16 protein-coding genes and 2 pseudogenes are annotated in these 19401 nt (G+C 73.4%); 11 read left to right on the top strand and 7 right to left on the bottom strand.

The window, feature by feature from the left end:
• The first annotated feature begins 76 nt into the window (after positions 1 to 76).
• From ACZ6S4_RS37410 to ACZ6S4_RS37395, 4 genes and pseudogenes are all read left to right on the top strand, one after another.
• Positions 77 to 1627, top strand: a complete 1551-nt coding sequence (locus ACZ6S4_RS37410) for a glycosyltransferase family 39 protein (protein ID WP_465479444.1) — start codon at positions 77 to 79, stop codon at positions 1625 to 1627.
• Positions 1628 to 1734: 107 nt separating this feature from the next.
• A pseudogene (locus tag ACZ6S4_RS37405) lies at positions 1735 to 2004 on the top strand (STAS domain-containing protein); the annotation flags it as partial.
• A 100-nt stretch (positions 2005 to 2104) separates the two neighbouring features.
• The gene (locus tag ACZ6S4_RS37400) at positions 2105 to 2464 is read left to right on the top strand and encodes a hypothetical protein (protein ID WP_465479505.1); all 360 of its coding nucleotides are present in this window, start codon (positions 2105 to 2107) and stop codon (positions 2462 to 2464) included.
• A gap of 27 nt (positions 2465 to 2491) precedes the next feature.
• Positions 2492 to 2755, top strand: a complete 264-nt coding sequence (locus tag ACZ6S4_RS37395; protein WP_465479443.1) for a DUF6343 family protein — start codon at positions 2492 to 2494, stop codon at positions 2753 to 2755.
• Positions 2756 to 2779: 24 nt separating this feature from the next.
• Here the strand turns inward: ACZ6S4_RS37395 and ACZ6S4_RS37390 are convergent, their stop codons facing one another.
• Complete coding sequence (locus tag ACZ6S4_RS37390; protein WP_465479504.1) at positions 2780 to 3139, bottom strand: hypothetical protein; 360 nt, start codon at positions 3137 to 3139, stop codon at positions 2780 to 2782.
• A gap of 124 nt (positions 3140 to 3263) precedes the next feature.
• Positions 3264 to 3534 (bottom strand): annotated as a pseudogene (locus tag ACZ6S4_RS37385) (poly(ethylene terephthalate) hydrolase family protein); the annotation flags it as partial.
• 180 nt (positions 3535 to 3714) lie between these two features.
• Here ACZ6S4_RS37385 and ACZ6S4_RS37380 point away from each other — a divergent pair.
• The 3 genes from ACZ6S4_RS37380 (at position 3715) to ACZ6S4_RS37370 (ending at position 6573) form a co-directional block, all read left to right on the top strand.
• A complete protein-coding gene (locus tag ACZ6S4_RS37380; RefSeq protein WP_465479442.1) occupies positions 3715 to 3864 on the top strand; it encodes a hypothetical protein in 150 nt (49 codons plus the stop codon).
• Positions 3865 to 3956: 92 nt separating this feature from the next.
• Positions 3957 to 5516 (top strand): thiamine pyrophosphate-requiring protein, encoded by a 1560-nt coding sequence (locus tag ACZ6S4_RS37375; RefSeq protein WP_465479441.1) that lies wholly within the window; start codon positions 3957 to 3959, stop codon positions 5514 to 5516.
• Between the two features lie 61 nt (positions 5517 to 5577).
• Complete coding sequence (locus tag ACZ6S4_RS37370; protein ID WP_465479440.1) at positions 5578 to 6573, top strand: chemotaxis protein CheB; 996 nt, start codon at positions 5578 to 5580, stop codon at positions 6571 to 6573.
• A 9-nt stretch (positions 6574 to 6582) separates the two neighbouring features.
• Here ACZ6S4_RS37370 and ACZ6S4_RS37365 read toward each other — a convergent pair whose 3' ends face one another.
• Positions 6583 to 8184, bottom strand: a complete 1602-nt coding sequence (locus ACZ6S4_RS37365) for a glycosyltransferase family 2 protein (protein WP_465479439.1) — start codon at positions 8182 to 8184, stop codon at positions 6583 to 6585.
• Positions 8181 to 9494 (bottom strand): glycosyltransferase, encoded by a 1314-nt coding sequence (locus ACZ6S4_RS37360; protein ID WP_465479501.1) that lies wholly within the window; start codon positions 9492 to 9494, stop codon positions 8181 to 8183. Before ACZ6S4_RS37360 ends, ACZ6S4_RS37365 begins: the two co-directional genes overlap by 4 nt.
• Before the next feature lie 357 nt (positions 9495 to 9851).
• Between ACZ6S4_RS37360 and ACZ6S4_RS37355 the strand changes: the two genes are divergently transcribed.
• From ACZ6S4_RS37355 to ACZ6S4_RS37345, 3 genes are read left to right on the top strand one after another with little or no spacing between them, the layout of a single operon-like run.
• A complete protein-coding gene (locus tag ACZ6S4_RS37355; RefSeq protein ID WP_465479438.1) occupies positions 9852 to 10913 on the top strand; it encodes a glycosyltransferase family 2 protein in 1062 nt (353 codons plus the stop codon).
• Positions 10894 to 12327 carry a glycosyltransferase gene (locus ACZ6S4_RS37350; protein WP_465479437.1) on the top strand — a complete coding sequence of 478 codons (1434 nt, stop codon included), beginning with the start codon at positions 10894 to 10896 and terminating at the stop codon, positions 12325 to 12327. Before ACZ6S4_RS37355 ends, ACZ6S4_RS37350 begins: the two co-directional genes overlap by 20 nt.
• Positions 12324 to 14069: a glycosyltransferase family 4 protein gene (locus ACZ6S4_RS37345; protein WP_465479436.1), complete on the top strand. Its 1746-nt coding sequence runs from the start codon at positions 12324 to 12326 to the stop codon at positions 14067 to 14069. The genes ACZ6S4_RS37350 and ACZ6S4_RS37345 overlap by 4 nt, the downstream gene beginning before the upstream one ends.
• Positions 14070 to 14132: 63 nt before the next feature.
• Here ACZ6S4_RS37345 and ACZ6S4_RS37340 read toward each other — a convergent pair whose 3' ends face one another.
• The 3 genes from ACZ6S4_RS37340 to ACZ6S4_RS37330 form a co-directional block, all read right to left on the bottom strand.
• On the bottom strand, positions 14133 to 14657 hold the full coding sequence (locus tag ACZ6S4_RS37340) for a GNAT family N-acetyltransferase (protein WP_465479435.1): 525 nt from the start codon (positions 14655 to 14657) through the stop codon (positions 14133 to 14135).
• Positions 14658 to 14873: 216 nt separating this feature from the next.
• Positions 14874 to 16820, bottom strand: a complete 1947-nt coding sequence (locus ACZ6S4_RS37335; protein WP_465479434.1) for an ATP-binding protein — start codon at positions 16818 to 16820, stop codon at positions 14874 to 14876.
• A gap of 31 nt (positions 16821 to 16851) precedes the next feature.
• Complete coding sequence (locus ACZ6S4_RS37330; protein WP_465479433.1) at positions 16852 to 18702, bottom strand: sensor histidine kinase; 1851 nt, start codon at positions 18700 to 18702, stop codon at positions 16852 to 16854.
• A gap of 95 nt (positions 18703 to 18797) precedes the next feature.
• On the opposite strand from ACZ6S4_RS37330, the gene ACZ6S4_RS37325 reads away from it, so the two are divergent.
• Positions 18798 to 19346, top strand: coding sequence for a TetR/AcrR family transcriptional regulator (locus ACZ6S4_RS37325; RefSeq protein ID WP_465479432.1), 549 nt, complete (start codon positions 18798 to 18800; stop codon positions 19344 to 19346).
• The last annotated feature ends 55 nt before the right edge of the window (positions 19347 to 19401 follow it).

Raw genomic sequence — 19401 nt, 5'->3', positions numbered from 1 at the left:
GGCCGCGACGCGGTTTGCTTGCGGGATCGCGGGGGATCCCGCTGGCTCGCGGAAGTCGAAGCTCGGGGGAGCGACCATGCGCGGTGCGGCCATCGTGGCGCCGACGGCGTCAGTGGCCGACCCGCCACCTCCCGATGAGGCGCCGCCCACCAGCGAGGCCGGACCGCCGTGGCGGGACCGGCTGCTGCGGCTGGTGCCGAGCGTCGTGCCGGGCGCGCTGATGCTGGTCGTGGGGCTGGTCGGCGCGAACCGGCCGGTGCTCAGCTGGGACGAGGTGACCACGGCGGACGTCGCGGGGCGCTCACCGGCCGAGATCTGGCATCTCGGGCAGAACATCGACGCTGTCTTCGGCCCTTACTACTTCTTCATGCACGGCTGGACCCGGCTCGCCGGAACGTCGGAGCTGGACCTGCGGCTGCCGTCGATCGTGGCCATGGCGGCGGCGGTCGCGGCGGCCGGTCAGCTCGGCCGCCGCCTGTTCGACCCGGTGGTGGGCACGGTCACCGGCATCCTGCTCTGCGCGCTGCCCAACACTTCCCGGTACGCGGCCGAGGCGCGCCCGTACGCGTTCGCCTGCCTGATGTCGGTGCTGGCCCTGCTCGCCCTGGTCGGTGCGCTGGAACGCGGCCGGCCGGTGCGGTGGGCCGGGTACGGGGTCTGCGTCGTGCTGCTGGGGCTCGGTCACCTCGTCGCGCTCGCCACGCTGGCCGCCCACGCCGCGATGGTGCTGATCCGCGCACGCCGCGACCGGTCCTGGCGGGTGGTCGCCGTCTGGGGCGTGACGCTGGCGGCCGCGCTCGTGGTGCTGTCGCCGGTGGCCTGGCTGGGCGTACGGCAGCGGGACAGCCAGCTGGCCTGGGTGGATCCCCTGACGGTGGGCGCACTCGGCTCGGCGCCGGGGCAGATCGTCGGTTCGGTGCCGACGGCCTGGCTGCTGGTGGGGCTCGCACTGGTCGCGTACTGGCGTCCGGTCTCGGCGGTGGTGCCCGTCGCCCTGCTCGCGGCAGCCCCGGTGATCGTGGTGGCCGCCGTCTCGGTCCTGGTCTCTCCTATGTGGGTGGCCCGGTATCTGCTGGTCGTACTCGTGCCGCTGGCCATGCTGGCAGCGGTCACTGTGGTGGGACAGCTGCGGGTGGACCGCAAGCCGCGGGGCCGGGGCCCGGCGGCGCTGCGCCTGATCGCGGTCCTCGCCGTCGTGGCCGCCACGGCGTATCCCGGCCAGCGCGCGGTCCGGGGCCTCACCGCCAAGAACGGACCGGACTACCGCAGCATCGCGGCCCTCATCCAGCAGCACCAGCGACCCGGCGACGGTATGGTCTTCGAGATCCGGTCCCGGGCGATGCGCGCGGGCATGGACTACTACCTGCACCAGGACCGGATGTTCCCCCGTGACCTGCTGCAACGCCGCTCTGCGGCGGACGCGGGCCGGCTCATGGCCGAGGAGTATCCGGACGCCGCGGCCCGGGTGGCCGGGGTGCCGCGGGTGTGGCTGCTGGTGAGCGGTCCCCGCAAGGACCCGGCCACCGGCTATCCCGCCCTGCGGCCGCTGCTGCGCGACGACTACGAACGTGTCGGCATCTGGCAGGTGAACCGGGGCACGGTCGCCCTGTACCGCTATCGCCGCTGAGCGGGCCGCGGGTGGCCCGTTAGAAGGCGCCGACCAGGGGTAGGCCTGATCCACGCGCGACCTGGCGATCCGGCCGCGGCGGGACATCCGGCGGAAAGGGGCCCGGCGTGCTGGACATCGAGGCGGACGGCTCGGGAACCGTGGAGGTTCTCGTGCGCGGAGAACTGGAGATGCAGCATGCACCCCGGCTCCGGGAGTCCATCATGGCCCTGCTCGACCGCGGCGACGTGACCGGCGTCAACATCGACCTGGCCGCGGTGACCCTGCTCGACGCCACCGGCGCGGGCGCGATCATCGTTGTCCACCGCATCGCCACCCACCGCCGGGTGACCCTGCGCATCACCGGCGTCAGCCCGGCCGTCGTCCAGATCCTGACTCTGATCGGCGCCGGCGCCCTGCTGCCGTCCGGACAGCGCTCACCGCCAGGTGTCACCCGTACGCAGCGGGGTACTGCGGCGCGATGCGAGAGGTCAGGAAATGACGATGTCGGGGGTACGGGCCACGGCCGTGGCCAGGGCCGGCTGGGCGGGAGTGCTGCTGGTCGTACCGGAAGTGGTGTTGCGGGCCGGTGGCCCGGGGCCGGTCCCGGCGGCTGCCGTCACGGTGGCCCGGGTGCTCGCTGCCCGGCACCTCCTCCAGGCAGCCGCGAGCGCCCTGGCGCCGACCGGCCCGGTCGCGGGTCTCGGTGCCGTCGTCGACACGCTGCACACCGGCAGCTGCGTCGCGCTGGCCGCGATGTCGCCCCGATGGCGCCGCGCCGCGCTGCTGGACGCGGCGGTCGAGGCCGGCTTCGCAGCAGCGGGATGGGCCGGCAGTGGCCGGCCGCGGCGCGGATGAGGCGCCGGGAAGGGGGTACCCGCCACCATGTCCATCACTCCGCAGCCGCCCGGACGCCGGGGCACCGTCGGTAGGCCCTACAGCGCGCTGAACCTGCGGATGGTGCTGGCCCTGTTCGGTCTGATCACCTCGATCGTCTTCGCCGTCCTCCTGCTGCGTGCGGGTCTCGTGCTGTTCGGCGGTCTCTTCGTCCTGCTGGCTGTTGTCGCCGCCGTCGACCTAGTGGTGATCGTGCTGCGCCGCCGGGCCCGTCGCCGCGCCCAGGGCGGCGGCCGGTCCCTGTTCGAGTGATCACCGGGATGAGCGGTGGCGGGCTCAGCTTCTCGTGACTCCGTCGTGGGCTCCGATCAGCACGAGGACGACGAGCAGGCCCAGACCGGTGCCGGCGGCCAGGCCCCGCGCCCGCGGCCGGGTCTGCGTCCGGACGGCGCGGACCAGCGCCAGGACCAGCGCGCCCGGGATCAGGGGCAGCTCCAGCAGCGCGGCCATGGTGGCGAGAGCTTGTTCCTCATGGTTGCGCGCGGTGGCGTACGACAACACCATCAGCGCCACGATCCCCAGCTGCGGCGCCAGGCCGGCGATCAGCCCGCCCCGGAAGCCCCGCGCTGCCTCCGGGTCGGCGCGCCGGGCGCTGTGGGTCATCCTGACCCGGGTCACCCGCGACCGTACGCTCATCCCTGCTCGTCCGTTCCTCGACGTCATCCGCAGCGTGTCTGTCGGCCGGCGCGGCGCCGGGTTGAGCGGAATCGGCGGCAGGGAGCTGTACTTCGCGATCGTGGTGTGCGAGCTGTTCGGCGCGAAGCCGCGCGGTGTCGATCCGGGCGCACGCTGCTGCGCTGGGTCAGGTGGTCCAGCGCGGCCAGCAGCTGCCGGCCGCGGCTGGCCGGCTGGTCCGAGCGGGTGAGCGTGTCGATGTTGAATACCACGAAGCCCTGCGAGGCGATCCGTGGCGCGAGCCAGGCCATGCTGGACCGGCTCGCGGTGTAGCCGGGCGCGATCGCCACCGCGCCGAAGGTGCCGGCGGACGTGCTGGTGGGGTAGTAGATGTCCCCGCCGCCGAAGCCGCTCACCGCTGGGCCGGGGAAGGAGCACGGTGACCCCTCGCCGGGTGACCAGCCACGAGGCGAGCTGCGCCTGGACGCCGCGCGGAAGGCCCGGACGCGGGACGGCGTCGACGGCGTCCTGGAGGTGACCCGGCACTTCGCCACCGGTTCCTGGAAGCGGGATGCGGCTCTCCGGCCGACCCGGACGTGGACCTCGACCGGCCGGCCTACCTCTACACCCGGATGGCCGAGGCCGCCCTCTACGCCGGGCTGCTGTACGAGCAGTCCGACCTCGATGCGCCGGAGAAGGCGTTGCGCGCCCTGCTGACCGCGGTCTGGCCGGATCCCGCCGATTGAGCCCGGCGCGGCGGGGTAGACGGGACCTGCCACCGGGAGGAGAACGTCATGGCTGGGCGTACAGTCGCGGATCTGCTTAGGGCCCCGGCGCGGTGCACCTGCTCAACGGCCTCTACGACGCCAAGCTCGACTCCAAGCCGGTGGTGGCGATCGTCGGGCAGCAGGCCTCCACGGTGCTGGGCAGCGCGTACCAGCAGGAGATCGACCTGGTCCGGCTCTTCGGTGACGTCTGCGCCCAGTTCGTCCAGGCCGCGCACACCCCCGAGCAGGTGCCGATGCTCATCGACCGGGCGTTCCGGACCGCGTTGGCCACCAGAAGCCCGACCTGCGTGATCCTGCCGCACGACGTGCAGTCGGCGCCCGCGCCCGATCCGGCCGCGCACGAGCACGGCGTCATGGTGACCAGTCCGGGCCTGCGCCCGGCCCGGGTCGTGCCGCGCGAGGAGGACCTGCGGGCGGCGGCCGAGGTGCTGCGGGCCGGCGAGCGGGTCGCGATCATGGTGGGCCAGGGCGCGTACGGCGCGGCCGCGGAGATCGTCGAGCTGGCCGATCGGCTCGGCGCGGGTGTCACGGCGTCCCTGCTGGGCAAGCCGGTGCTGGACGAGGGCCTGCCGTTCCACACCGGGGTGATGGGCCACCTGGGCACCACGGCGAGCGAGCAGCTGCTGCGCCACTGCGACACCCTGCTGCTGATCGGCACCAACGACCCGTGGACCGAGTTCTACCCCGCGCCCGGGCAGGCCCGGGCGGTGCAGATCGACATCGACGGACGGCAGCTCGGCATGCGCTATCCGATCGAGGTGCCGCTGCTCGGCGACGCCGCCGAAACGGTACGCGGTCTGCTCGCCGAGGTGCAGCCGCGCCCAGAGCGCCCCTGGCGGGAACAGATCGAAGCATGGGTACGCCGGTGGCACGAGATCTCCGCCGCCCGTGCCACCGCCCCGGCCGAGCCGATGAACCCCCAGTTCGTCGTCCACTCCCTCTCCGACCGGCTGCCCGCGGACGCCCAGGTGGCGGTCGACGTCGGCTCGGTCGTCTACTGGTACGCCCGGCACCTGCGCCTGCCCCGCGGCGTCCCGGCCCACCTGTCCAGCACGCTCGCCTCGATGGGCTGCGGGCTGCCGTACGGGATCGCCGCCAAGCTGGCCGCCCCCGGCCGGCCGGTGATCACCCTGACCGGGGACGGCGCCATGCAGATGACCGGCCTCGCCGAGCTGGTCACCGTGGCCGCCCGCTGGCGCGACTGGGCCGATCCGCGGTTCGTGGTCTGCGTGCTCAACAACCGGGACCTCGCCGAGGTGAGCTGGGAACAGCGCGAGATGGAGGGCGAGCCCCGGTTCGCCACTTCCCAGCAGCTGCCCGAGGTGCCCTACGCCGGTTATGCCGAACTGCTCGGCCTGCGGGGGCTACGCGTCACGTCGCCCGGCGACCTGCCGGCGGCCTGGGACACCGCGCTGGCGGCCGACCGGCCCGTGGTCATCGACGCCGTCGTCGACCCGGCCGTTCCGCTGCTGCCTCCCGGGCGCCCGTTCGAGAAGGTCAAGGGCATGTACGCGGGCCTGGCCGCGGAGGGCGGGGAGACGGCCCGCCGGGCCGGGGCCCACCTGCGCCGGGAAAGCGCGGACGAGGGCTACGACGACCCGGCCGGCTGACCGTACGTTTCGGATCGCCGGTTTCGGGCAACCGGGCACTTCGCCGGCGGAGGGACAGAGCGTGCGCAGGGACATCGTGGTCGTCGGTGCCTCGGCCGGTGGCCTGAAGGCGCTGCAGCAGCTGGTGGCCTATCTGCCGGCCGACCTGCCCGCGGCTGTACTGGTCTCGACCCACCTGGCTCCGACCGTGCCCAGCAAGGTCGCCGCCGTGCTGGCCAAGGCCGGTCCGCTGCCGGCGGTGGAGGCCACCGACGGCCTGCCGATCACGCCGGGGCGCATCTACACGGCCGTGCCCGACCGGCACCTGCTGGTCGACGATCACGACGTGCTCCGGCTGCGCCGCGGCCCGCGGGAGAACCGCGTCCGGCCCGCCGTCGACACCCTCTTCCGCTCGGCGGCCAGGTGGTGCGGCCCGAGGGTGACCGGGGTGGTGCTGTCCGGCAGCCTCGACGACGGTGCCGCCGGACTGGCCGCCATCGTGGAGTGCGGGGGCACGGCACTGGTGCAGGACCCCGGGGACGCGATGTTCGACGGCATGCCCCGGGCGGCGCTGCGGGCCGTACCGGGCGCCACGGCCCGGCCGGCCGCGCAGCTGGCCCGGGCGATCATCGAGGAGGCCGGCCGTCCGTTGCGGCCCGCCGCCACCGGGCCGACCGAGGCGCTCATCTGGGAGACGGACATGGTTCGCGAGTCACTGTCGAAGGTGCCACAGGCCGGCGCGCCGGTGGGTCTGGGCTGCCCGGAGTGCGCGGGCGGCATGAACGCGGTCACGAGCGGCAACTCGGTGCACTACGTCTGCCACACCGGGCACTCGTACGCGCCGGAGTCGTTCGTGGCCGCCAGCAACGAGGGCATCGAGGCGGCGCTGTGGACCGCCCTGAGCGCCATGCAGGAGAAGGCCACGGTGCTCGCTGAGCTGGCCGAGCAGGCGGCCCGGGCGGGCGACGAGCTCGCCCACCGCCGCCACGAGGCCTCGGCAGCCGAGGTCACGCAGGCCGCTGAGGCGTTGCGCAAGCACTTCATCACCGGCGTGCCGGCCGACCGAGCGGAGGCCTGACCGGCGCGGTCAACCCCGGCGGCGCAGAATTCGGCGGACGTGGGCGCCGACCCGCTGCGGCGTCAACGGCACCACGGAGATCATGAGCCGGCCGGAGCCCTCCACCGTGCAGGTCAGCGCGGAAAAACGAGCGCCGCGCCGGAGCACCAGCGGCTTCGGGCGGCGCAGCGTGGGCGCCCGCACCGCCATCGCGCCCGCCGCGCCGGTGGCGCTCGCCGCACCCAGCGCGCGGGTGACGTCGCCCTGCCCGGCCTGCGACGAGACGATCCGGCGCCGGCCGGTCGCCGCGGTGGCGGCCACCAGCTCCGCCGCCGCAAACCTGATCCGTACAGTGGTGCCCGTCGCGTCACTGCCGACGACACTCACCTCGGCCGGCACCTCCTCGGCGCTCACGGCGATCCGGTCGAGGCCGAGGGCGGACAGGTCGGCGACGGGCGTACGCGCGGTGATGGTCAGCATTCGCCGGCCGCGCTCGTCGGTCTCCCAGTCGAGCCCGGTCGCGTCGAGGCGGGCCGCCCAGTCCGGGTGCGCGGTCACCTCGAAGCAGGAGTCGGGCAGCCGGCGCTCCGGGTCCCGGAAGCCGGGATAGCGCGCGTACCACCGGCCGTCCTCGACGAGGGTGCCCGGTGCGCCGCGGCGCGCGTCCTGGCGGATGACGGCCAGCAGGTCGTCGAGATCGCCGTCGCGGGCCACCGCCATCCGGATCCGGGTCTCCGCACCCAGCCCGGCCGCGATGTCCTCGGTGAGATGGTCGGCGACCAGCCGGCCCACGCCCTCGTGGAGCTGCGCCTGCACGTCCCGGTCCAGCAGCAGGAAGTCGTCCTCCAGCAGGCGGGCCACCTCGTGGTCGAACCGGCGCAGCAGCACGGCGTCGCGGTGCCGGCCCGGCTCGATCAGCTTCGCCACGAAGGACACGATCGCCTCGGCGGTCCGCAACCGTTCCACGTGCCGGCTGAGGTAGGTGATGTTCGTGGCGCTGAAGCGCCGGACGGCGAAGTAGTAGTCGTAGTCGGCCAGCACCGAGATGCGCCGGGCCCGGTAACACGCCTCCAGGGTGAACGGCAGGTCGCTGCCGATCCGCATGTCCTCGGGGTAGCGGATGGCGTGCCGCTCGAGCAGCTCCCGCCGGAACAGCTTGGTGTTGGCCAGCGATCGTGGCAGCGGCGAGTCGAACAGGTCCAGGTCGGGCTCGTCGCGGGCGAAGATGTCCTGGTAGATGTGCCGGCTGTTGACGCCGACCACCTTGCCCAGCACCACGTCGGAGCCGTACGTGTCGGCCGCGGCCACCAGCCGGCGCAGCGCGTCCGGGCCGAGGTGGTCGTCGGACCCGACGAAGAAGACGTAGCGGCCGGTGGCGACCTCGAGCGCCCGGTTGCACGGGCCGGCCGGGCCGCCGGAGTTGGCCTGGTGGATGACGGCGAACAGGTCCGGATACCGCCGGGCGAAACGGTCCAGCTCCGCGCCGCTGCGGTCGGTCGAGCCGTCGTCCACGGCGACGATCTGCAGCCGTTCCCGCCCGATGGTCTGCTCGACCAGCGAGTTCAGGCACTGGGTGAGGTAGGGCATGGTGTTGTAGACCGGCACCACGATGCTGACGTCGGGCACGCTCATCGCGGGGTGTTCTCCTTGATCGTGCGACCGGCCAGCAGGCGCCGGTAGAGCGCGTCGAGCACCTGGGCCTGGACCTCCCAGGTCCAGGCGGGCAGCGGACTGTCCGGACCTTCGTAGACCCCGCGGTAGCGGGCGGGGTCGGCCAGCACGGCCCGGACCGCCCGCGCGAGGTCGGCCGCGTCCCGGGCCCGGAACACCTCGCCCTGCCCGGTGGCCCGGACGGTCCCGGCCATCGTGCGCACGTCGCTGACCACGATGGGCAGCCGCGCGTGGGAGTACTCGAAGAACTTCGTGATCAGCGCGATCTCGTGGTTGGGCCAGTGGTGCAGCGGGATCAGGCCGGCGTCGGCCGACGCCAGCAGGGCCGGCACCTGCCGGTGCGGCACATAGGGCACGGTGTGGACCCGGCCGGCGACCCCGAGCCGGGCCGCGGTGGCGAGCAGCTCCCGCACGTACGGCGTCGAGGCATCGCCGACGACCAGCGCGAGGTGCACACCCTCCAGCCGGGGCAGCGCCGCCACGACTGTGTCCAGTCCACGCTGGACAGTGGCCGAGCCGCTGTAGACCAGCAGCGGAGTCGTGTCGTCCAGGCCGCACAGCCGGCGCAGATCGGGCGCCACGCTGCTGTCCTGCGGCGTGGTCACCGCGGGGGCGTTGAGCACGACGGCCGGCAGCTCGGCCAGGTGGTGCTCGCGCCGCAGGAGTTCGGCCAGCATGGGGGAGACGGTCACGACCGCGTCGGCGTACGGCACGTACTCCCGCTCGTAGGCCAGATGGGCGGGCAGCCACCGCGCGTTGTCGCGTCTCGGCCGGGCGCCGGGCAGGAACTCGTGCGCGTCCCAGAGCAGCCTCACCGGACGGCCGGCGGCCCGGGCCCGGAGCGCCGCCCGCGCACCCACCCCCAGCATCCGGAAGTCGTGCGCGTGGATGAGATCCGGTGCCAGCTCGTCGATCACCGCACCGAAGGCCCGCTCGTAGTTCCACAGGCCCGGCTCCAGCCGCCGCCAGGCCCGGTCGCCCTCGACGGCCCGCCAGAACCACACCTGCGCGTACTCCACGGGACGCCGGGCCCACCGCGCCGCCCGCAGCAGCAGTCCACCGCGGGCCAGCAGCCGGGCGCGCAGGCCACCCGTTCCCGTCGCGGGACCGGTCATCGCGAGCAGGCGGACCGCCGCGCCACCGAGCCGCCGGTGCTCTTCCACCCCGGTGGGTGAACAGCCCAGCAGGACGACATCCCACCCCGCGTCGGCGGCCGACTGGGCGGTCTTCTGCACCCGGGAGTCGCCCTCGACGCCGTTGTCGACCAGCATCACGACACGCCGGCCGGCCCCGGCCTCGTCGATCGTCACGTACGCCTTCCCCAAACCTGCCGATCTGCAATGCGAATGCCGGCGAGTGTATAGGGCCGCCCGGAAAAGGCAATCGGCATCGGAAATTCGGATGCCATTGGTGCTTCCGCCATTTACCGGTCAGCTGACGTTAACCGGCGTACGTAGTGGGCAGCCGCAGGTGCTTTCGCGTTCTACGCGCACTATCCACCGGCTATTAACCCGCCGGCCGTTCGTGCTCCGTAATTTCCAGGCCGTGTCCCGCGCGCCGCGGGTGCTCGCACTGCGATTCGCTCACGCCAATGCGCTCGCCCTCATTGCGGAGTTGAGAGGTTCACCATGAACGCCCTGCCCGAAGTCAGCGTGGTCATTCCGACGCGTTTCCGCCCGGAGCTGGTGACGCGCGCGGTCCGCAGCGCCCTGACCCAGACGGTGGGCAACATCGAGGTCATCGTGGTGGTCGACGGGCCGGACGAGGCGACGAGCGACGCGCTGGCGCTGATCACCGACCCGCGGCTGCGGGTGCTGGTGCTGCCCAAATCCGGTGGCGCCCCGAACGCCCGCAACGTCGGCGTCCGCGAGGCGCGCGCGCCCTGGACGGCCCTGCTGGACGACGACGACGAGTGGCTGCCCCACAAGCTGGCGGTTCAGCTCGACGCGGCCCGCGACGCCGGGGTGGCGATGCCGGTGGTGGCCAGCCGCCTGATCAACCGCACCCCGCGCGCCGACTCCGTCATGCCGCGCCGGCTGCCGGCGCCGGGCGAGCCGGTCAGCGAATACCTCACCGTGCGCCGCGGCCTGTTCTACGGCGACGGCTTCATCCAGACGTCGACCATCATGGCGCCGACCGCGCTGCTGCGCCGGGAGCCGTTCACCGTCGGACTGCGCCGCATGCAGGAGCTCGACTGGGTGCTGCGCGCGGTCAGCCACGACGAGGTCGAGCTGGTCATCGCGGCCGAGGCGCTGGTGCTCTTCCACCAGGACGAGGACCGCCCCCGGATCACGCTGAGCTCGCCCTGGGAGGGACAGCTCGAGTGGTTGCACCGCAGCCGTCACCTGCTCACTCCGCGGGCGTACGCGGCTCTGCTCATGAGCGTGATCAGCTCGATGGCCGCACCGACCCGCAGCGCCCGGATCTTCGGGATGCTGCTGCGCGACGCGCGCCGGCACGGCCGTCCCGGCCCGATCGACTACCTGACCTTCCTGCAGATCTGGCTGATCCCGCCGAAGCTGCGCCACAACCTGCGCGACCTGGTCCTGGGCCGCCGCCGGGAGCAGCGCGAAAGCGTCGCGGCTGACCACCGGCTTCGTCGGCGTGTCCCTGCCGGGGCCGCCGAACGGCGCGTGCCGGCGCTCGGGGAGCGCAGTGGGGAGCTGGCGCATGACGGCGCCCGCCGGTAGGACCGTCGCGGTCTGGCGCAGTTGCCTGCTGCCCGGCTCGGAGACCTTCATCCGCCATCAGGGCGGCGCGCTGACCCGCTGGCAACCGGCCTATCTGGGCGCGGTGAAGGTCGCGTCCCCGATCGCCGCGGACACCGACGTGATCGCCTTCCCGAGAACCGCAGCCGGCCGGGCGGGCTGGTTCCTGCTGCGGCTGACCGGGAGATCAGGCCGGCTGCGCCGCCTGCTGGCCGGACTGCGCCCGGCGGTGGTCCACGCGCACTTCGCCGGCGACGGCTGGCTCATCAGCCGGGCGGCCACCCAGCTGGGCATCCCGCTGGTGGTCACCCTGCACGGCCTCGACGTGACGAGCCAGCCGCGCCGGCCCGGCCTGCGCGGCGCCCGGCACCGCCGGCACCTGCGGACGATGTTCGCCCGCGCCACCCTGATCATCGCCGTGTCGGAGTTCATCCGGGACCGCGCGACGGAGCTGGGTGCCGACCCGGCGAAGGTACGCGTGCACCACACCGGCGTACCCTTCGCCGGCGTCCCGGCGCCGCTGCCGCCGCGCTGGGACATACTCTTCGTCGGGCGCTTCGTCGCCAAGAAGGGCATCGACGACCTGCTGGAGGCCGCCGCCATGGTCGGGGACCTGCGCCCGCGGATGCTGTTCATCGGCACCGGCCCGCTGGAGGAGCTGAGCCGGCGCCGGGCCGCCGAACTGGGCCTGGACGCGACGTTCCTGGGCGCGCAGGACTCGGCTGTGGTGCGCCGGTCGCTGGCCGAGGCCAAGGTGTTCGTCTCGCCGTCGAAGAAGGCACCCGACGGTGACACCGAGGGGCTGCCGACCACGATACTGGAGGCGGGCAGCGCGGGCCTGCCGACGATCTCCACGTACCACAGCGGCATCCCGGAAGCGGTGGTGCACGGGGAGACCGGTTTGTTGTGCCCCGAGGCCGACCGACCGGCGCTGGCTGCGGCTATCCGGCAGGTGCTCACCGACGACGAGCTCCGGGGCCGCCTGGGCCGTCAGGCGCGCCGGCACACGGAAGCCCACTTCGACTTGGACGACCAGACCGCCCGGCTCGAGCAGCTGTACGAGGCCGTCTGCGCGCGGCCCGCGGCCTCGGGTGGATTGGGAGCTGCGGCCTCGGGTGGATTGGGACCTGCGGCCTCGGGTGGATCGGGAGCTGCGGCCCCGGGTGGATTGGGAGCTGCGGCCTCGGGTGGATTGGGAGCTGCGGCCTCGGGTGGATTGGGACCTGCGGCCCCGGGTGGATTGGGACCTGCGGCCCCGGTCGGATTGGGACCTGCAGCCCCGGTCGGATTGGGACCTGCGGCTCCGGTCGGATCCCAAAGCACGGCCCCGGTCGGATCCGGCGCGGCCGCGGCCGCGGCCCCGGCCCGATCCGAATCCGGATCTGCGCGGACGTGACAACAGCGGTTTACGTCGCGCTGGGCACTCGCCGGATCACCGCGGCGGTGCACCACACCGCCGCCCTCGTCGCGGCCGGCACGCGCGTCACCCTGCTCATCACCGACCGGGCGGAATGGGCACAGGTCCAATTGCCACCCGCGGTGACGGTGCATCGGCTGGACGCGGGCACCGCCCGGCGAATGTTGCTCGCCGCCGACGGCCCGTTGCCCGACGACGGCCTGCTGATCGCCGGGGACCCCGAGGCGCTGGCCGTGGCGTGGTTCGTCGGCCGCCGGCGTCCGGGCGTGTCCATCCGGCTGGAGCCTTCGGCGGAGCCCGGACGGCGTACCGCACCGGCCGACCTGGCCGTCGTGACGCCCTGGTACCCCTCGCCCGACGACCCCTATGCGGGGGCGTTCGTGCAGGCCTCGACCGCGGCGGTGCGGCCGGACCACGACCGGGTCGCGATTCTGCACACGCAGAACTGGTACTACTCGCCGACGGGCGTGGCCGGCAACCGCGTCGGGGTCGCCGCGGAACGGCAGACGGCCCGCTCCGGGCAGGCGGTCGTGCACGACACACCCGAGGGCGAACTGACCCGCGTGGCGGTGCCCACCGCGGCCGGCCGCGGCTACCCGGCGTTCGCCGAGGCCCAGGTCCGGGCCCTGCGCGCCACCCTGCCGACCGGCCGGATCGAGGCGCCGGTCGTACACGCCCACACCGGCATGCTGGGCGGGGTCGTGGCGATGCGGCTGGCCCGCGCGGACGCCCGGATCGTGGTGACCGAGCACGCGACCTTCCTGCCCGAGGTCTTCGCCCAGCCCGGCGCCCGCGAGCAGTACGCCGAGATGCTGTCCCGCGCCGACGCCCTGCTCTGCGTGGGCCGGCACCTGTTCGACCAGCTGGCCGACTACTTCCCCGAGCACGCCCACAAGATGAGCATCGTGCCCAACGCCATTGACTTCGACCGGTTCACCGTCCGCGAACGCCCGCCCCGCGAGCTGTCACGCTGGCTCTACGCCGGACGGCTGATGGCCCACAAGGGCGTGCTGACCCTGGTCGACGGTTTCGCCCGGATCGCCGCCGAGGACCCGCGGGTCAGCCTGACCCTGGTGGGGACGGGCCCGCTGGCAGACACCCTCGACCGGCGGATCGCCGGCCTGGGACTCAGCGGCCGGGTCACCCGCCGGCCGGCCGTGCCGCCGGACCAGGTGACCGCGCTGATGCACGAGCACGACCTGCTCGTGCACGCCAGCCGGCTGGAGACCTTCGGCATGACGGTGGTCGAGGCGGTCGCCACCGGTACGCCGGTGCTGGTCGCCCGCAGCCAGGGCCCGGCGGAGACCCTGGCCGGGATCGAGCACCAGGCCGGCCTGCTCATCGAGCCCGGCGAGGACCCGGACGTCATCGCCGACGGCTACCGCCGGCTGTGCAAGGAGCTGGACACGCTGGACCTGCCCCGGGCCCGCGCGACCCTGGCGGGGCGCTACGGCTTCGCCGCGGTGGCGAGCCGGCTCCGCGAGTTCTACCACCCCGGCGCGGCCGCCCCTACGCCGCCGACCGTGGCCCACCAGCCCTCGCCGGGTAGCCCTCGTCGGTTGTCCCGCCTCGTACGGTTCTCCGCCGTCACTGTCCCCGACCGGATCCTGTCCGGCGTCCAGCGGGCGACGGCCGTGCTGCCGGCCCCGGGACCGGAAGCCGTCATCCGCTACCTGCGTCGGATCCCAGCGGTCGTCGGCGACCGGATCTTGCGCCGCTGAGCTGGACCTTTTCCTGAGGTGAGCTGGACCTTCTTCAGGTGAGCCGGACCATCCTGAGGTGCGCTAGACCATCCGGAGGTCGGGTGACTCCGGGCTCACGTACACCCAGAGGTCGAGGATCGTGCCGTCGTCGAGGGCCGGATGCAGCTCGCCGACCCTGTTCCAGCCCTCCGACTCGTAGAGGGCGATCGGCGGCGCCAGCGCCTGTCCGACGTCGAGCACCGCCCGCTGCCCGAACGCCCGCGCCTGTCCGGCCGCGTGCCGCAGCAGCACCCGGCCCAGGCCGTTCCTGCGCAGGTCCGGCGCGATGAACAGCCGCGACACCAGGGCCAGCCCGTCCGTCGGCAGGCCGGTCGCCGCCGCGGCGACGGTCAGTGTCGGGTCCTGCGGAGGGCAGTGCAGGGCGACGTGCCCGACGATCCGGCCGTCCCGCTCGGCCACCCACGCGGCGTCTTCGTGCTCACCGGCGAGGAAGCCGGGGACCTCGTGCGGCGCGAGGTGCAGCGGATAATTGTCCTGCCGGTGGACCTGCAGCAACAGGTCGACGCAGCCGGCGGTGTCCGCCTCGGTCTTCGCTCGGATCAGCACGGCCAGCATTTTACTGATCACGGCCGGTCGCGGCCGTGGCCGCTACGACCGAGTCCCAGTGCTGCTGAGCACACGGTTGTGGCCGCGGCCGTTACGACCACGCGGTCGTGCCGCGGCCGTAGGACCGCGTCGTGGTGCTGCTCAGCCTGCGGTTGTGGCCGCGGCCGTTACGACCGCGTCGTGGTGCTGCTCGGCCTGCGGTTGTGGCCGCGGCCGTTACGACCGCGTCGTGGTGCTGCTCAGCACGCTGCTGACCCGCCGGAGCAGGTCGTCCGCGGTGAACGGCTTCTCGATGAAGGCGATGTCCGGGTCCAGTACGTGGGTCGAGCCGAGCAGCCCGTTGCTGTAGCCCGACATGAACAACACCGGCAGGCCGGGGTGCCGGGCCGCCAGCAGCTCGGCGAGCCGCGGACCGGACATCCCCGGCATGATCACATCCGTCAACAGCAGGTCACAGCCCTGGTCGCGATCCAGTTCCAGCGCCTCCCGTCCGGACGCCGCCGACAGCACGCGGTAGCCGCCCTGACTCAGGATCCGGGCGACGATCCGGCCGAGCGCCGGTTCGTCCTCGACGACCAGAACCGTCTCCTGGTGCCCCTGCGGCACAGCCGCCTCGACGGCACGGGTGACCGCCGCGTCCTGCGACGTCTCGACCAGGGGCAGGTACACCCGGAAGGTGGTGCCGACCCCGGGCTCCGAGTACACGTTGATGCTGCCGCCCGCCTCCGTCACGATGCCGTACACGGTGGACAGTCCCAGGCCGGTGCCCTGGCCCCGCGGCTTGGTGGTGTAGAACGGCTCGAAGATGTGCGCGGCGACCTCCGGCTCGATGCCCTCACCGGTGTCGCTCACCTGCAACCGGGCGTACGTGCCGGGCGCCAACTCAGGGTGCATGTCGAGCTGGTGCTCGTCCAGCCGGGCCCGGCCGGCCTCGATCACCAGCGTGCCGCCCTGGGGCATCGCGTCGCGGGCGTTGAGCGAGAGGTTCAGCAGCACCTGCTGGATCTGGCCCGCGTCGGCGTGCACCGTCAGCGGTGCCGGAGCAGGCTTGGTCCGCAGATCGATGTCCTCGCCGATGGTCCGGTGCAGCATCGCCCGGACCTCGTCGATGGACGCGTTCAGGTCGATGTCCTGCGGCTGGATGGTGTCCCCGCGGGTGAAGACCAGCAGCTGGTGGGTGAGGCTGATGGCCCGGTCGGCGGCGATCCGGACGTGTTCCAGGTCGGCGCGGACGGCGGGATCCGCCGACTGCTCGGCCGCGAAGTCGGTGTAGTTGACGATGATCGCCAGGATGTTGTTGAAGTCGTGGGCGACCCCGCCGGCGAGCTTGCCGAGGCTCTCCATCCGCTGGGCCTGGTGGGTGCGTTCCTCCACCTGCCGGCGGCGCTCGGCCGCCTGTTTCGCGGCGGCGATGTCGCGGGCCACCACGGAGACCCCGATGATCGCGTCGTCGCGACCCAGGATGGGGGCCACGCTCACCGCGATCTCGAGCGGCGAGCCGTCCTTGTGCACCCGGGTGGCCTCGTAGTGCAGGCTGCGCTCGCCCGCAACGACCCGGGACAGGACGTCGGATTGCTCGCCGAGCCCCTCGCCGTCGGCCAGCATGGACGCCGGGCGCCCGATCACCTCCGCCGCGGTGTAGCCGAAGAGACGCTCCGCGCCGCCGTTCCAGGCCGTGACCGTACCGGCCGGCGTGACCCCGATGATCGCGTCGTCGCTGTGCTCCACGACGGCGGCGAGCGTGGCGCGGTGGCTCTCGGCCAGGTCCTGAGCGGCCCGCTCGCGGGCGTCGGCCACCTCCAGGTGCTGCTGGCCGGCGGGGTCGTGGTAGATCGCGCCTCGGCGGAGCATGACGCCGTAGCCGCGCCGCAGCGTCCAGTAGTAGACGCCGACGGCTGCCGTGAGCAGATCCCAGCAGGCCGCGGCCCAGGACCCCGCGGTCATCCCGGCGTGGGCGTGCCCGGAGACCATTGCCTGGTACGCCGCGGAGGCGTGGAAGCCGTGCCCGACCGCGCAGCTGAAGAAGATCAGCGCGGTCGCCGCGGCCAGCCGGTTGGTGCGCAGCTGCCCGGCACGGGCCACCGGGACGGCGATCGCGACGGAGATCGCCGCGTACGCCACCATGATGACGGTGTTGCCGAGGAGAAAGATCTGGTCCGGCACACCCGTCTGTTCGGACCGGAAGCTGCGGTACTTAGCGACCGGCGCCGGTCTGTTCGGCGGAGGCGGTGCTCAGCCCGTCCGGGGGAGTGGCCGGCACGGTGAACCAGAACCGGCTGCCGCCGCCCGGATTCTCCCGCACCCCGACCTCGCCGCCGTGGCGTTCGATGATGCGGTGCACGATGGCGAGCCCCAGCCCGGTGCCGTGGTACGGCTGGCTGCCGTCCGCCCTGATGAACGGGTCGAACACGGTCGCGCGCTGGGCCGCCGGGATGCCGATGCCCCGGTCGGCGATCTCGATGCACCAGCCGCCCGCGTCCAGCGGCGTACCGGTGATCTCGAGGCACGGCTGCTGCCCGGCGGGGGTGTACTTCAGAGCGTTGCCGACGAGGTTGTCCACGACCTGGCGCAGCAGGACCGGATCCCCGTCGACGCTGGGCAGCGGCTCGACCACGATCGTCGGCTGCCGCCCGCCCGTGCCGCCGACCCGGTCCCGGATCACGTCGGCCACCAGCCGGTTCAGATCCACCTCGGTACGCCGTAACGTCCGATTGTCCGCCGTCGCGTAGTTCAGCAGGTCGTCGATCAGCGACTGCATCCGCTGGGCGCCCCCGTACAGCCGCTCCAGGAACTCGCGGTGTTCCGGCTCCAGCCTGGGTGCGGCCTCCTCACGCAGGAAGTCGGCGTACCCGGTGATCCGGGCCAGCGGGCTGCGCAGATCGTGGGCGACGACACCGGCGAAGCCGACCAGTTCCTCCTCGCGCCGGCGCAGCTGCTGCTCGACCGCCTCCCGGCGGTTGATGTCATCGCGCAGCGCCGCGGTCGCGGCGTCGACCCGCCGCAGTGCGCGGTCGCGGGAGCTGACCACCGTGCCGGTCAGGGCCGCGAGCAGCGCGGTGATCAGCGTGCCGATCAGGGCGGCGACGATGTCCAGGTGCAGCGCGGTGCCGGCCAGCACCAGGTCGGTGGGCGCGACGGTGACCTGCCAGGTGCGCTGCGGCACCGGGACCGGCAGGGTACGGGCGGGCCGGCTCTCGTCGATCGCCGCGCTCGGCAACCGGCGCCCGACCAGGGTGGCGACGCCGTTCGACGCGTCCGAGAGCGTCACCGCGACCGTCTCCCCGGCGATCCGGCTGATCGCGTCCTGGAGGAAGTCGCCGCCGCGCAGTGCCATCACCATCCAGCCGCGGAACTGCCCGGCGTCGCTCGCCGACGGGGAGGTGGAGTAGACCGGCGCGGCCAGCGCGAAGCCCAGCTGCTGGGCCTCCTGCGGTACGGCGGCGTCCTGCAGCAGGCGGTAGCTGGCACTGATCGCGACCTGGTGACCTTCGCGGGCCTGGCTGAGCACCGCTGCCGCCTCGGGTGCCGCCGCGAGGTCCTGACCCGCGGACGAGCCGCTGCCGTCGATGGCCCGGCTCAGGACCACGAACAGATGCTCGGAGGCGTGCCCCGGCGCGGGCCGCAACCGCAGGCTGGTGCTGCCGGCGCGGCGCCATTCGGCCTGCACCCGGGCAACCTCGGCGCCGGTGGCCGGCACGACCAGCGCCACTCCGGTGGCGCCGGGCAGCCGTTGCCGGTCCGTCGCGGCGGTGATCGCGTCGAACTCCGGCTTCGACAGCTGTCCCTGGGCGCCGACCGCGGCGGCGAGGTCGAGCAGGGAAGTGGTGTAGCGCCGCATCTCGGCGGTCAGCGTGCGCGCGACCATCGTGGTCCGCTGGTCCAGCGCCTGATCGAAGCGGTCCTCGGCGGCCCGCCGCAGCGCGCCAACCGCCAGCACCGTACCGATCATGCCGAGCGCCACGACGAGGACGACGATCCGCGACCGACGTCCCCGGGTGCGGGGTGCACCGCCGGCCGGGGTCTCCACCGTCGGCGCGGGTATCACTCGGCTCAGGCTACGCGGCCGGCCGGCCCGGTACGGGTGGATCGGGCGAATCGATGGCATGGTTACTTTACCTTCCGGACGGTAAAGTAACAGCCATGAGACCCAGCCAGCGGACCGCCCTGCTCGACGCCTCCTTGCGGCTGATGCGGGGAGCGGACGGTGCCGACATCACCCTGGACGCCGTCGCCCGGGAGGCCGGGGTCACCAAGCCCGGCCTGATGTACCACTTCCCGAACCGTGAGGCGCTGATGCTGGCGATCGTCGACCACGCCGCCGCCAGCCTGGAGCACGCGATGGTGGAGATCATCGGAGGACCGCTGGAGCAGGCGACGCCGGCCGAACGCATCCGCGCCTACGCCGCTGTCGCCGCCCGGGGCGCGGACTGCCGCGCGGAGTACGCCATCTACACCGAGGCCGCGTACCGTCCCGGCCTCTCGGGGCCCTGGCTGGAGCGGATGGCCCGCTGGTTCGAGCTGCCGGCCGGGCTCGACGGGCGTACCCGGGCCGCCTTGACCGTCGCCCGCCTCGCCGCCGACGGTCTCTGGGCCGCTGAGGCGACCGGGGTCTTCCCGCCCCGGCCCGAGGACCGTGACGCCGTGGTGGCGTTGATCCGCACCCTCACGGCGGGCGGGGTGGACCGATGAGGAAGTGGTTCATGCCGGCCACGGCGATCGGCGGCGAGGGCATACAGATCGGCGT

The organism is Actinoplanes sp. NPDC051405, assembly GCF_055586185.1.
Note: the sequence above shows the minus strand (reverse complement) of the source record. Positions and strands in the feature narration are given on the sequence as shown.

Excerpts from the sequence above, each read along its gene's own strand:
- ACZ6S4_RS37410 (WP_465479444.1), top strand. The coding sequence starts at position 77 with ATGCGCGGTGCGGCCATCGTGGCGCCGACGGCGTCAGTGGCCGACCCG.
- ACZ6S4_RS37400 (WP_465479505.1), top strand. The coding sequence starts at position 2,105 with ATGACGATGTCGGGGGTACGGGCCACGGCCGTGGCCAGGGCCGGCTGG.
- ACZ6S4_RS37395 (WP_465479443.1), top strand. The coding sequence starts at position 2,492 with ATGTCCATCACTCCGCAGCCGCCCGGACGCCGGGGCACCGTCGGTAGG.
- ACZ6S4_RS37390 (WP_465479504.1), bottom strand. The coding sequence starts at position 3,139 with ATGAGCGTACGGTCGCGGGTGACCCGGGTCAGGATGACCCACAGCGCC.
- ACZ6S4_RS37365 (WP_465479439.1), bottom strand. The coding sequence starts at position 8,184 with ATGAGCGTGCCCGACGTCAGCATCGTGGTGCCGGTCTACAACACCATG.
- ACZ6S4_RS37360 (WP_465479501.1), bottom strand. The coding sequence starts at position 9,494 with ATGCTGGTCGACAACGGCGTCGAGGGCGACTCCCGGGTGCAGAAGACC.
- ACZ6S4_RS37355 (WP_465479438.1), top strand. The coding sequence starts at position 9,852 with ATGAACGCCCTGCCCGAAGTCAGCGTGGTCATTCCGACGCGTTTCCGC.
- ACZ6S4_RS37350 (WP_465479437.1), top strand. The coding sequence starts at position 10,894 with ATGACGGCGCCCGCCGGTAGGACCGTCGCGGTCTGGCGCAGTTGCCTG.
- ACZ6S4_RS37325 (WP_465479432.1), top strand. The coding sequence starts at position 18,798 with ATGAGACCCAGCCAGCGGACCGCCCTGCTCGACGCCTCCTTGCGGCTG.